11 protein-coding genes are annotated in these 13,320 nt (G+C 64.0%); 9 read left to right on the forward strand and 2 right to left on the reverse strand.

Annotation, left to right across the window (positions count from 1 at the left end; translation table 11 throughout):
• Positions 1-5 precede the first annotated feature (5 nt).
• The 9 genes from cysK (at position 6) to ABGT83_RS11875 (ending at position 10,784) form a co-directional block, all read left to right on the forward strand.
• The gene (cysK, locus tag ABGT83_RS11835; RefSeq protein WP_346687759.1) at positions 6-947 is read left to right on the forward strand and encodes a cysteine synthase A; all 942 of its coding nucleotides are present in this window, start codon (positions 6-8) and stop codon (positions 945-947) included.
• Positions 948-1,083: 136 nt separating this feature from the next.
• On the forward strand, positions 1,084-2,175 hold the full coding sequence (gene tilS / locus ABGT83_RS11840) for a tRNA lysidine(34) synthetase TilS (protein WP_418762859.1): 1,092 nt from the start codon (positions 1,084-1,086) through the stop codon (positions 2,173-2,175).
• Positions 2,176-2,259: 84 nt separating this feature from the next.
• Positions 2,260-2,919 carry a Maf family protein gene (locus tag ABGT83_RS11845; protein WP_103263764.1) on the forward strand — a complete coding sequence of 220 codons (660 nt, stop codon included), beginning with the start codon at positions 2,260-2,262 and terminating at the stop codon, positions 2,917-2,919.
• A gap of 314 nt (positions 2,920-3,233) precedes the next feature.
• On the forward strand, positions 3,234-3,776 hold the full coding sequence (gene hpt, locus ABGT83_RS11850) for a hypoxanthine phosphoribosyltransferase (protein ID WP_346687761.1): 543 nt from the start codon (positions 3,234-3,236) through the stop codon (positions 3,774-3,776).
• A 137-nt stretch (positions 3,777-3,913) separates the two neighbouring features.
• Positions 3,914-6,244 (forward strand): ATP-dependent zinc metalloprotease FtsH, encoded by a 2,331-nt coding sequence (ftsH, locus tag ABGT83_RS11855; protein ID WP_346687763.1) that lies wholly within the window; start codon positions 3,914-3,916, stop codon positions 6,242-6,244.
• Positions 6,241-7,548: a dihydropteroate synthase gene (gene folP / locus ABGT83_RS11860; protein ID WP_346687765.1), complete on the forward strand. Its 1,308-nt coding sequence runs from the start codon at positions 6,241-6,243 to the stop codon at positions 7,546-7,548. Before ftsH ends, folP begins: the two co-directional genes overlap by 4 nt.
• Positions 7,545-8,342: a biotin--[acetyl-CoA-carboxylase] ligase gene (locus ABGT83_RS11865; protein WP_239926167.1), complete on the forward strand. Its 798-nt coding sequence runs from the start codon at positions 7,545-7,547 to the stop codon at positions 8,340-8,342. The genes folP and ABGT83_RS11865 overlap by 4 nt, the downstream gene beginning before the upstream one ends.
• 152 nt (positions 8,343-8,494) lie before the next feature.
• Positions 8,495-9,973, forward strand: a complete 1,479-nt coding sequence (locus ABGT83_RS11870) for an MATE family efflux transporter (protein WP_103263767.1) — start codon at positions 8,495-8,497, stop codon at positions 9,971-9,973.
• Positions 9,974-10,199: 226 nt separating this feature from the next.
• The gene (locus tag ABGT83_RS11875) at positions 10,200-10,784 is read left to right on the forward strand and encodes a biotin transporter BioY (RefSeq protein ID WP_103263768.1); all 585 of its coding nucleotides are present in this window, start codon (positions 10,200-10,202) and stop codon (positions 10,782-10,784) included.
• A 37-nt stretch (positions 10,785-10,821) separates the two neighbouring features.
• Here the strand turns inward: ABGT83_RS11875 and ABGT83_RS11880 are convergent, their stop codons facing one another.
• Positions 10,822-11,934 carry a 3-oxoacyl-ACP synthase III family protein gene (locus tag ABGT83_RS11880; protein ID WP_346687767.1) on the reverse strand — a complete coding sequence of 371 codons (1,113 nt, stop codon included), beginning with the start codon at positions 11,932-11,934 and terminating at the stop codon, positions 10,822-10,824.
• A 143-nt stretch (positions 11,935-12,077) separates the two neighbouring features.
• Positions 12,078-12,857, reverse strand: coding sequence for a gamma-glutamyl-gamma-aminobutyrate hydrolase family protein (locus ABGT83_RS11885; protein ID WP_346687769.1), 780 nt, complete (start codon positions 12,855-12,857; stop codon positions 12,078-12,080).
• Positions 12,858-13,320: the final 463 nt, after the last annotated feature.

The raw sequence follows: 13,320 nt of genomic DNA on the forward strand, positions 1-13,320 counted from the left end.
CCGCCATGGCAGCAGACTTTCTATCCCAGGCAATCGGAGATACGCCCCTCATCGGGCTTGACGCACTTTCCAAGGAGGTGGGCGCCCAGGTATTCGCCAAATACGAAGCAGCGAATCCCGGCGCGTCCATCAAGGATCGTGCAGCGCGGTCGATGATCGACCGCGCCGAGGAGCGGGGCGAGATCGAGCCCGGCAGAACGGTGCTCGTGGAACCGACGAGCGGCAACACCGGCATCGCCATCGCCATGATCGGGGCCGCACGCGGCTATGATGTGGTCATCGTCATGCCTGACTCCATGAGCCGCGAGCGGCGCATGCTCATGGCTGCGTACGGCGCGCGCCTCGAGCTGACACCGGGTTCCGAGGGCATGGCGGGCTCAGTGGCGCGCGCCGAGGAGTTGAGCCGCGAGCTTCCGGGCGCGTGGATTGTCGGGCAGTTCGCGAATCCCGACAATCCGCGTGCCCATGAGGAGACCACCGGGCCAGAGATTGTCCGGCAGCTCGGCCGGTTCCCCGATTATGTGGTGGCGGGCGCAGGCACGGGCGGAACCATTTCAGGGATTGCCCACTATTTGCGCGCCCAGGGGGCTTCGACGCGCTTCTTCGCGGTTGAGCCCGCCGAGAGCCCTCTTGTATCCCAGGCGCTCGCGGAGGCCAAACTCGTGCCCGCACCTCACGGTATCCAAGGCATCGGAGCGAACTTCATTCCAGCTACGCTCGATCTCGATGTGCTCGACGGCGCTCTTTCGGTGAGTACCGAAGAAGCACGTGAGGCCGGGCGCATGCTGGCCGCGCGCGAAGGCGTGCTGGCGGGCATCTCGTCCGGCGCGAATGCGGCAGCGGTGCGCCGCCTTGTGGAAGATCATCCCGAGGCGCGCGGCACCGTCATCGTCACGTTCGCTGTCGATACCGGGGAGCGCTACCTGTCCACCTCGCTGTTCGAGTGACGAACGTTGCGTCCGACCGTGCCAGGCTATTCGTTTGCGCGGTCGGGCGCCGCGCCGGCGTATAATCGGGCGAAGAAGGACCGCTTGCGAAAGGATGGCTGCCATGGCCGCATCAGCTCCCTCCGTCATCGAGCGAATGAAGGCGACTATCGCCGAACGGGAGCTGTGCGCTCCCGATGCGCCTGTTCTGCTCATGGTGTCGGGCGGTTCGGATTCGACGGCGCTTGCGTATGCGGCGCGTTCGCTGCACGATGCAGGCCAGGTTGGCGATCTGGCCATGCTGCATGTCAACCACTGCCTGCGCGGCGAGGAGGCCGAGGCCGACGCCCGGTTCGCGGCGCAGCTCGCCGAGCTTTTGGATATCCCGCTGTTCTCCTGCACGATCGACATCGCGCGCGAGGCCGAGCGCACGGGGGAGAACGTGGAGGCCCTCGGCCGCCGCGAGCGCTACCTTGCGGCAAACGAGGCGCTGGAAAGCCTTTGCCTTCACGCTGCTGCACCGCTGGCCGAGGGCCGTATTTTTACGGCGCACACGGCCGACGATCGCGTTGAGAGCTTCTATATGCGCTCTATCGTGGGCACCGGGCCGGGCGGTTTTCGCTCCATGCGCTACCGCAACGGGCCGGTGGTGCGCCCTTTGCTCGATACGAGCCGCGAGGAGCTGCGCTCTTTTATCGAGCAGCGTGAGCGGGAGGGCCGGCCGACGGCATGCGACGAGCAGGGAGCGCTGTGGCGCGAGGATGCCACGAATGCGCATACCGATCGGTTCCGCGCATACGTGCGCCACGAGATCGTGCCACGCGCCAAAGAGCGCAATCCGCAGCTGCTCGATGTGCTGTGCCGCACTATGAATCTCATCGCCGATGAGGATGATATGCTCGATGCGCAGGCGGACGAGCTTGCGGTGCGGCTTGCGTCGTGGATCGAGCAGGTCGAGGGCGCCGACGCCGACTGCGCCGCGGGCTGCACGCTTGCGCCGGAGCTGGGCGGATTCGCCCGACCACTGCAGCGTCGGGTGGTCGCGCGCGTCCTCGGGCTCATGTTGGGATCCGAGGCTCGTGTGGAGACGGCATCGATCGAGGCGCTGCTCGATGCGTTCGACGAAGGAGGCGCCCCGCGCGGCGGGTACGTGGTGAACATTCAAGGCGACCTGGCCGTCAGTGCGAACAAGCGCGGGGTGCGCATCGAGCCGATGGCCGCCTTCCGCTCCCGCCGGAAGCGGCGGTGAGGCGCAGGGCGGCAGGAAGCGCGGTTCCAGTCGCAGTTCGCTCTTCTTCCGTATCGCCCGTCCGAAGATGCTACAATACCGCGCATGGAAAACGAACAGAACACCCCATCCCAAGAAGCCCCCGCTTTCGACGTGATTCTGGCCAGCGGCTCGCCGCGCCGTCGGGAGTTGCTCGAGCAGGCGGGCGTCAAATTCATCGTCAGGGCGTCGGAGGTTGACGAAAGCCTTGAGCCCGATCTGCTGGACGACCCGCCTGAAGCCGCCAAAAAGCTGGCCGAACGCAAGGCCGGCGCCGTCGTGCAGGAAGTGCTCGCAGAGGAATACACAGGTGTGGCCATGGTCCTTGGCGCCGACACGATGGTGGTGTGCGACGGCGAGATATTCGGCAAGCCCACGAGCCTCTCCGATGCCAAACGCATGCTGCGCCGACTGTCGGGGCGCACGCACGAGGTGGTGACGGCCGTTTCGGTCTGGATGGTCGCCGCTCCGGAGGCCGAGAGCCTTTCGATCGGCTTTCGCACGTTCGCCGACGCTTCGGCCGTGACGTTTCGCGAACTTGACGACGACGAGATAGCCGATTACCTGCGCAAAGGGGAATCGTTCGACAAGGCGGGCGCCTATGCCGTGCAGGGCGAAGGGGCGAAGCTCGTCGAGCGCGTGGACGGCGCGCTCGATACGGTCATCGGCCTGCCGGTCGAGCGTTTGCTGGACGAATTTCCCGACCTGCGCCCGTCGTTGGAGTAAGCGTCCTCGTGGCATGCGGCGGCCTGTCTCCGCGCGATGCGCGGGCTTCGGCACGACGGCTTGTCGGTGGAGCGCGTCGCGCTCTCCACGCGCTTGCGCCGTCGGGCGAACAACATAAACGCCCAGCTTATTCGGCGAAATGTAAAAATCATGGCATGTCGGGCGGCGTTACCGTATCGTCTCCTTTTCCCGAAGCCACAATGGTACACTTACCGGGTTCAAGGTAAGCGTGAGGCCTTCGCTCACTGATCGCGCAGATCGCATGCGGTTTTTGAGCGTTGGTGCTGCGGAGTGCGACGAAAAGGCCAGGCACGGTGCATAACGATATCGCTGAGGTTTTGTTCACGGAAGACGAGATCGCTCGGCGCGTGGACGAAATCGGAGCCCAGATTACGCGCGATTACGCAGAGGCTGCCGACGAAGGCATCGTCTTGGTCTCGGTTTTGCGCGGCGCGGCCATCTTCATGGCTGATCTAGCGCGGCGGATCGAGCTGCCGGTCGAAATGGACTATATGGCCGTGTCGTCGTATGGCGACGGAGCGAGGAGTTCCGGCGTCGTGCGAATCCTCAAGGATCTCGCCTCCGAGATCGAGGGCCGTCACGTTGTCGTGGCCGAGGATATCCTCGACTCCGGCCTTACCCTGAAGTACCTGTTGAAAAACCTGGCGTCGCGCCATCCCGCATCTCTCGAGGTGGCCACGCTCCTTCGCAAGAAGACGCTGGCGCAGGCGAAGATCGAATGCAAATATATCGGCTTCGAATGCCCCGATCGGTTCATCGTGGGCTATGGGCTTGATTACGCTGAGCGGTACCGCAATCTGCCCTATATCGGCGTATTGAAGCCGGAGATGTACTAGCACGGCGGCCTTGGCGGGCCTCGGCTCCGATCGATAGAGGGCCGGACGCGCCGAGCACGGCGAGCGGATGGGGACGGCGACGGGCCGGTCCGGCCGCCCGCGCGCAGCGAGCCGCTTGAGGCAGAAAGTAAGGATGTATGGCACAGCAAAACAAACAATCCCAATTCCAGCAGCCGAATCCTCGGACCACCATCATATCGGTCCTCCTGTTCACGCTTGTCGCGTTTTTCGTGGGCCAGCAGTTCATGAACATGTCGTCGTCGGGTGCGACCCCCACCGATAATCTCATCACGTCAGACTTCGTGCAGGCGGTCGAGCAGGATCGCGTGACCAGCGTCAAGTACAGCGCCGGGGACTACTCCGTTTCCGGTTCCTACTATCCCGCCATCACGGCGGGCGCGACGGGAGCCGAGGCATTCAACGAAGCCCTCCAGGCCATGAACGCGCGCGTGGCCACCATCAAGAATCCCGAAACGGGCAAGGGTCTCGCCGGAGTGGGGACCACCACCATTGCGGTGACCGAACTGGGCACGGAGCGCAACTTCACCTCAACCTATTACGGTTCGCTGAGCGAGCTTATGGCCGCGCATCCGAACGTATCCTACGAGGTGCAGCTGCCGTCGCCGTGGATGGACATCCTGAGCATGCTTTTGCCCATCGCCTTGATCGGCCTCATCCTGTTCTTCTTCTTCAATTCGATGCAGAAGGCGAACAATTCGCAAATGTCGTTCGGCAAGGCGAAGGCCAAGAAATCGACCGAGGAGCGCCCCGATGTGAAGTTCTCGGACGTCGCCGGTGTCGACGAGGCCGTCGAGGAGATGCAGGAGATCAAGGACTTCCTGGCGAACCCGGCTAAGTACCAGTCCATGGGTGCGAAGATTCCACGCGGCTGCTTGCTGGTGGGTCCTCCGGGTACTGGCAAGACGCTGCTCGCGAAGGCTGTAGCCGGCGAGGCAGGCGTGCCCTTCTTCAGCATCTCGGGTTCCGACTTCGTCGAGATGTTCGTGGGCGTGGGCGCGTCTCGCGTGCGCGACCTGTTCCAGCAGGCCAAAGAGGCATCGCCCGCCATCATCTTCATCGACGAGATCGACGCCGTGGGCCGCCAGCGCGGAACGGGTCTCGGCGGCGGCCACGATGAGCGCGAGCAGACGCTCAACCAGCTACTCGTGGAGATGGACGGCTTCGAAGCCAACGACTCCGTCGTGCTCATCGCTGCGACGAACCGTGCTGACGTACTCGACCCGGCGCTCCTGCGCCCCGGCCGCTTCGACCGCCAGATCGTGGTGGATGCGCCCGACGTGAAGGGTCGCGAGAAGATTCTGCAGGTGCACGCGAAAGACAAGCCGCTTGGCAGCGATGTGGATCTCTCGAAGGTGGCCAAGCTCACGCCGGGCTTCACAGGCGCCGACCTGGCGAACCTTATGAACGAGTCCGCGCTGCTCACCGCCCGCCGCGGCAAGAAGATCATCACGCAGCAGGAAGTGTCGGAGTCCATGGAGCGTGTCATTGCCGGCCCGGAGCGCAAGGGCCGCGTGCTCGACGAGCAGACGAAGCACACCATCGCCTACCACGAAAGCGGTCATGCTCTCGTTGGGCATCTGCTGCCGCACGCTGACCCCGTGCACAAGATCAGCATCATCTCGCGCGGTCGGGCGCTCGGCTACACGCTGTCCATCCCCAAGGAGGACAAGGTGCTCAACTCGCTCGGCGAGATGCGCGACGAGCTGGCCGTGTTCATGGGCGGCCGTGTGGCGGAGGAGATCTTCTGCGACGATATCACCACGGGCGCCTCGAACGATCTGGAGCGCGCCACGAAGATGGCCCGCGCCATCGTGACGCAGTACGGCATGAGTGCCGAACTGGGCACGCAGGTGTTCGGCCAGCCAAACCACGAGGTGTTCCTCGGCCGCGACTACGGCAACACGCAGGACTACTCGGAGGAGACGGCCAAGCGCATCGACGACGAGGTCGCCCGCATCATGAGGGACGCGCACGACCGCGCCTACGAGATCTTGGTAAGCCATCGCGAGCAGATGGACCTCATGGCCAGCGTGCTGCTGGAGCGCGAGACCGTGGAAGGCGAGGCGTGCCTGGCGCTGCTCGACAATACGTGGGACGAATACCTCAAGCACGAGGACGAGATCATCGCCCGCAAAGAGCGCGAAGAGGCCGAGGCTCGCGCCCGGGATGCGCAGCTAGCCGATCCCGACTGGAAAGAGGAGCCGGTGGAACCGGGCGATCAGGACCCGAATCCGCCGTTCCGCGAGCCGGCTCCTGGCGACGGCGAGCAGGATGTCCCGCACGAAGAAGGTGCGCCCATGTCGCAAGGTCGGCAAGATGCCGTTGCGAGTGAGGAGCCGTCGCGCATGGAGTCGAAGGACTTCGAGCACCGCCAGCCGGAAGCCCAGCGCCGCAGCGAGCCTCCTGCAGCTCAAGACGACGCGAAAGGCGACGATACCGAACGATGATCTGGCGCTGTTCAACCTACGAATTCGACACGAGAATGCCCATTTTGATGGGCATTCTCAACGTGACCCCCGACTCCTTTTCCGACGGGGGAGCGCACGACTCGCTCGATGCGGCGATCGCGCACGCCGAGCGCATGCTCGACGAAGGGGCGCATATCATCGACGTGGGTGGCGAGTCGACGCGTCCGGGTGCCGCGCCCGTGACCGAAGCCGATGAACTTGCGCGCGTGGTGCCGGCGGTGCGCGAGCTGGCGCAGCGTGGCGTATGCGTGAGCATCGATACGCGGCATGCGGCCGTGGCAGAGGCGTGCCTCGACGCGGGCGCAGCCGTCGTCAACGACGTGTCGGGCTTTCGCGACCCGGCTATGGTGGGGCTCGTGCGCGATCGGGCTTGCGGTCTCGTGGTCATGCATATGCAAGGGGAACCCGCGACCATGCAGGATGCTCCCGCCTACGACGACGTGGTGGCCGACGTGCGCAATTGGCTGCGCGACCGGGCCGCTTCCCTTGAGGAGGCGGGCATCGCGCGCGACCGCATCTGCATCGATCCGGGTCCTGGCTTCGGCAAGACGCCGCAGCAGACGCTCGACCTCGTGCGCAACTTCCAGGAGTTCGCCCGTCTTGGCTATCCGGTGATGGCGGCGCTGTCACGCAAGAGCTACCTGGGTTTCGCCTATGGCATTGAGAGCCCTGCGGATCGCGACCAGGTGTCGGCTGCTGAGGCGCTCATGGCGTGCGAGTTGGGCGCGAGCATAGTGCGCACGCACAACGTAGCCGAGACGGCAAAGGCGCTCGGCGACCTGCGGCCGTACGTGTTTTTGAGCCTGGGCTGCAACGTCGCCCTTGTAGCCGAGCCGGGCGAAGAGCGCGAGGGCAAGAAGGCCATGCTCAACCAAGCCATTACCGAGCTTTGCGCGCTGCCCGACACGCAGATCGTGGACATATCTGGTTTCTATGAAAGCGAGCCCGCGTACTACGAGGATCAGGACACGTTCGTGAATGCGGCCGTTCTGCTGCGCACGGGCATCGCGCCCAAGGAGCTCTTGGGCTATCTGCATGCGATCGAAAACAGCCTGGGCCGTGTGCGCGAAATTGAAAACGGGCCCCGCACCTGCGACATCGATATCGTCGACTACCAGCTGTACGTGTCGGATGCCGACGTGCTCACGCTGCCGCATCCGCGTGCCCTCGAGCGCGATTTCGTGGTCAAGCCGATCGTCGAATTACGTCCCGGACATGTGCTGGCCGACGGGAATACGGTGACTGCGGATGCCGTGAAGGTGGGGAAGGCCGAGCGCCTGTGAGCCGCGATACCATGCTGCCGGCGTCCGTCGCACAGGGGGACGGAGGCGTTTCTCTGCCGTTTCGCGTGCGCTCCTTCGAGGAGGTCACGTCGACGAATGAGATGGTGAAGCGCGCTCTCGATGACGGCGAGACAGAGGGTCTTGTGGTTCGCGCAAGGCGGCAGACGGCCGGGTACGGCCGCCAAGGCCGCAGGTGGACGAGCCCGGAAGGCGGCCTGTACTGTTCGCTGTTGCTGCGTCCGCAGGTTGCGCCGACGCTGCTGCCCACGTTGAGCCTGGTCGTGGGATTGGCTGTGCGCCGTGCACTCGCAGGGCTCGCTTCTCAGGCGGAACTCGCACGTATCCTCGTCAAATGGCCTAACGACGTGGTGGCCGAAGCGGGCAAGCTCTGCGGCATTTCGCTTGAGGGACATGGGGGCGGGGTGTGCGCGGGCGTCGGCGTGAACGTCCGGCCGCCAGCTGAGCGTCCCGAGGTGGGCGGCAAGAATCGCGCCGCCTACGTGGCCGACTTTGCCGATGTATCCGTCGACGAGGTGCTTGATGCGTTTCTAGCAGCCTTCGCGCCGCTGTACGAAGCGTGGACGCACGCCGGGTTCGCATCGTTGGCTGCCGAGTTCGACGAGCATTCGAGTCTGACGGGCCGTGCCGTCGTCGTCGTCGATCGAGGGGGAGCGACCCTCGCCGCTGGCTGTGTTGTGCGGGTCGACGAGCAGGGTCGTCTTGTACTGCGCGATGCGTCCGGCGACGAGACCGCCGTGGCTTCCGGCGAAGCCCACCTTGCATCTTTGGCGTAGCCTGTCTATTTTGAGGCCTTCCTTTTCCGGGCGCCGAGCGCTGGAACCGTCCACTTTATGGTGTATGCGCTGGCGGCTGGGATGACTCCTATCTTGGGGGTACAATATGTCGTTCCGCAAAAGGCATCGACGCGAAAGGCAACCCCGAAGCTATGGTAGCGACGAAGAACCCCGTATCCGACGAGAACGAGCAGCCCGCCCAGCCCGCCCGCGAGGACAAAGTCACGCGCATGGGCACGGCTTCCATTCCGCGCCTGATCGTGGAGTTTGCCATACCCTCTATCCTCGGCATGCTCGTGAACGGCGCCTACAACCTTATCGATTCCATCTTTCTCGGCCAGGCCATGGGCGAGATCGGCCTGGCCACGGCCACGGTCGCGATGCCTGTCATGACGGTGTTCATGGCTATCTCCATGCTCGTAGGAAACGGCGGCAATGCGCTTGCGGCATTGCGGATGGGCGAGGGCAATCGTGAAGAGGCGGAGCGAAGCCTAGGCAACACGGTGTGCCTGAGCATCATCTTGGCTGCCGTCGTGGCCGTGGTAGCGCATGTGCCGGCGTGCATCGACGGCGTGCTGGGCATCTCGGGCGCCACGGCGGAGGACTGGTACTATGCCCGCTCGTTTATCCAGATCATCTCGCTCGGCTTCGTGTTCCAGTGCATCGGCATGGGCGTGAACAACTTCATCAGGACGGCCGGTGCGCCGAATCGCGCGCTTTCGACCATGATCGTGGGCGCTGTGGCGTGCACGATCTTCAACTTTCTGTTCGTCATGGTGTTGGGGTGGGGCGTGCAGGGCAGTGCGCTCGCTACGCTTTTCGGCCAGGCTATCTCGTGCGCCTGCGTGCTGTGGTACTTCCTGTTCACGAAGAACGTGCCCATGCGCCTGCGCCTGCGCCACTTACCGCTCCATGCGCGCACGGTCGGACTCATCCTCTCGCTCGGCTTGGCTAGCTTTGCCGTGCAGGCGGGCATGGCCGTGGTGAACTTCGTGCTCAACAATCTGTTGAATCTCTACGGGTCAATGAACCCCATCGGAGCGGAGGGGGCGCTCGCCTCCATCGGCGTCGTGCAGCGGGTGGCGATGTTCACGGTACTGCCGCTTATCGGCGTGGCGATCGCCATTCAGCCGTTGCTCGGGTTCAACTACGGTGCGCACTTGTTCGAGCGCGTGAAGAAAACGTTACTGTGCGGCATCATCGGAGCGACCGGCATCGGCGTCGTGCTATGGGGCCTTGTCCACCTGTTCCCGGAGCAGATCGTCGGGTTCTTCGGCATCGAGGATGATAGCTTGCTCGGCTTCACGGTGTTTGCCCTCAAAGTGCAGCTGGCCATGCTGCCGTTCGTCGGATTCCAGATTGTGGGATCGAACTACTTTCAGGCGACAGGCCAGCCGGCGAAATCCATCTTTCTGTCGCTCACGCGCCAGATCCTGTTCCTCATCCCGTTGTTCCTGGTGCTGCCGCTCGTATTGCCGGGATGGTTTCCGCAGTTCACGAGTTTGGATGCGCTGTATTTCGCCACGCCTTTGGCGGACTTCCTGGCCATCTTCACCACGGCGGTGTTCATCCTTCTTGAAATGGGCCGACTGCGAAAGCTTGAGCGGGGCGAGATTCAGGCGAAGTTCTAATGTCCGCGCGTGCGCCGGGAGCGTCGACCGCGCTTGGGGGAGGATCGCGCCGACGTGATGCATGATTCCGAATCCAAGCGTTTTCTGCGAAGTCTTCGATCTGGTATCATATAGCATATATCCAGTTCAAGGCTTCGTTTGAAAATGACAAGAACGACGCGATTTCGGAAGATTTGCCGACATCGGACGTTCGTTGATCATCGACATGAGGAAGAAGGAGCGCGGTATGGAAGATGCGAGCACGAAAGCGGGAAGCGCTTCAAGAGCGCGACCGATCGCGTTTGTAGGGTTGTCGATAGCGCTCATGGGCGTGTCCGCCTGGGTGGCTATCCCATTCGGGCCTATTCTACTGACGCTGCAGATGTTCGCCGTGTCGTTCGCCATTCTCGTGCTCAAGCCGCGCGAATGTATGGCCGCAATCACAGGCTATCTTGTGCTTGGCGCCATCGGGCTGCCTCTGTTTTCGGGGATGCGCGGGGGTATCGGCATGCTCCTCGGTCCAACGGGCGGGTATTTGTGGGGGTATCTGCTGGGCGTGGGCGCGGCGCTTCTCGTTCGAAAAGGGCTTGGGCATGCGATGGGGGAAGGCAGGACGAACGCCCGCGCGTTCGCAGTCGATTTTCTCGCCTGCCTCACATTCATCGCCGTCTCGTATGTGTGCGGATGCATTCAGTATGCCGCGGTGGTCGGGGTGGATCTCGCAGCATCCATCGCCGTAACCGTGGTCCCCTTCGCTATTCCCGATGTGCTGAAGGCTGTCGCGGCTGTCGTATGCGCGCGTGCCGTTGCGCGTGCGGTGCCGAGGAGGTAAAGCCTCGCGCAGCCCCGTTGCTTTGCAGCCTCGGGTCTTACGCTTCGAACAGAACGGCGCCTGAAGTGAACCCGCCTCCGAAGGCGGTGAGGATCACCTTGTCGCCCTGCTTGATACGACCCGATGCATAGGCGTCGGCAAGCGCCATCGGCACGCTTGCGGCCGACGAATTGCCGGTATCGCCGATAGACACCTGGAAGAAGTCGAGCGGTCGGTTGAGTTTTTTGGCCGCGTACTTGATGATGCGCTCGTTGGCCTGGTGCGGCACGATGCACTTCACGTCGTCGAGCGTAAGGTTCGAGCGATCGAGCACGCGGTGGACGGCCTCGGTCATAGCGGCCGTCGCGAACTTGAACACGCGCGGACCGTCCATGCGCAAAACCTGGCGCGGTTCTCCGGCCTGCACGGATTCGAGTGTGGCAAGTTCCTCATCGATACGATCCTGGGCTCGATCGACGGGAATCGGCTCGGCAAGCGAAACGCCGGACCGATCGAACGGCTGCGGGGCGTCGAATGCGGAGGGGCACGTCAGGGCGTTCGTCACGTCGTCCTCGTTCACCAGATAGCTGCCGATGATACCCGCGCGCTCCTCGTCCCATTCGAGGACGACCGCGCCCGCGCCGTCTCCGAACAGCACGCAGGTGTTGCGATCGAACCAGTTCGTAAGGCGCGTGAGGCGCTCGACGCCTACGACGAGCGCGCGGCGCACGGGGTTGCGACCTGCTGCTCCGACCGTTCCTGCTGCGCTGGCGGCCATCATGGTCTCGGCGACCGTCATGCCGTACACGAAGCCGGAGCAGGCGGCGTTCACATCGAACGCGATGGCGTTCCCAAGCCCGAGCCGCCGCTTCAACATACCGGCTGCCGAGGGCACCACGACGTCGGAGGTGACGGTTGCGCAGATGAGCAGATCGATCTCGTCAGCTTCGATCGCTCGCTGCGTCCAGCCGCTCGGCTCCCAGCCGAGGGCGCGCCGCGCGGCCGCCTCGCCGAGGTCGGCGTTGCTCTCCGTCAGGGCGATATGGCGGCTTCTGATGCCGGTGCGCGTGGCGATCCACTCGTCGTTCGTGTCGACGAGCGCCTGCAACTCGTCGTTCTCAACCTCCAGTGCCGGGAGGGACTTTCCGCAGCCGATGATCGTGCTACCCATATCGCTCCATCCTCGATCGTCGCGCCGCAGCGCGCTGCGATCCTAATACTTTGATAATCAAACTAAAAGGATTATAGCACCTGCGTGTCAGCACGTGGCGCAGTGCTCGATCCTACGCGAATGCTCCACGGGCGGTCTCGCTTTCAGGAGCGCGCGGCGGCCACGAGCGCTTCGAACAGAGGCGCGTCCTTTCGAAGGTACTCGGGATGCCACTGCACGCCCAAGAAAAAGCTCCGCGTCGGATCCTCCACGGCTTCCACGATGCCGTCGTCGCTGACGGCGGACACGCGCAGCACGGGTGCGAGGGAGGCGAGGGCCTGGTGGTGCATCGTGTTGATCCGAATCGTGCAGGGGCCTGTACCCGCTCTTCCCGTTTCGAGATCCGCAGGCCAGCCAGCCTGGCAGCCGGGAGCCATGCCCGTTTCGAGACGTCCGCATAAAAGCCGCGCCAGAAGGCTGCCGGAGGCGACGTCTGCGCGTTGCTCGGTCGCATCGTACGGGGGTTGCTGCTGGTGGTCGACCGCAGTGAGGCCGCAGGCGTTCATATCCTGATAGAGGGTACCCCCCAAAGCGACGTTCATCACCTGCATACCGCGGCAGATGCCAAGGACGGGCAGGTCGAGCTCGTGCGCGTATCGCGCCAGCGCCATCTCGTAAATATCGCGCGTATGCGCGACGTTGACGGTTTCGGGCAGGCGTGCTTCCTCGTAGAGCGCGGGGTCGATGTCGCCTCCTCCGGAGAGCACCAATCCATCGATGCGCGTCGCCACCTCGCGGGCTGCGGCGATGGCGGCCTCGCCGCCGGGCGCGGGAGGCAGCAACACGGGGGTGCCCCCGGCCTGCGCTATGCGCTCGAGGTATTCCACATTCGCTCGCTCGTAGCCGTGGTCCTCTTCATAGGTTGTAGTGATGCCGATGATCATGGTCGTTCCTTCGTTTGCGCGGCGGCATGCGGATCGCGGATTTCAGGCGACTGGCATACTTGCTGCTCGTCGCTGCCCTGCTCGGTCGGGCCGCGGGGGCTTCGGCGGCTCACGGGTCAGCGCGCGGGGAACGCGGGCAGTTTAGTGCAGCGTGCCGCAGGTGCGGATTCCGGGGGTAGCGCACATGCCATCGTGCCAGTCTACCGCTCCTGTCAAGCGGCTGCTGCCGAAGCGGTTGCGGAAAGGCGCCGATTTGATCCTGCGAGATACTGCGGAGATCGCGCCGCATGTTCGCGGGCCTTTCGCAAGCTGTCACAGTCGTCGAAGAAGCCGCACATTTCCGCGCGCTCGGCTGGGAGCGGCGCGACAGCCGCTTCGCGATCCGCTTGCATGCAAAGAAGCGCTTCCCGAAGGATGCGGCCTTCGGGAAGCGCTTGGGGGAACTCGGTTTGCGCTGGCCGTT

The sequence above is a fragment of the Enteroscipio rubneri genome (assembly GCF_963929405.1).
GTDB classification, from domain to species: domain Bacteria; phylum Actinomycetota; class Coriobacteriia; order Coriobacteriales; family Eggerthellaceae; genus Enteroscipio; species Enteroscipio rubneri.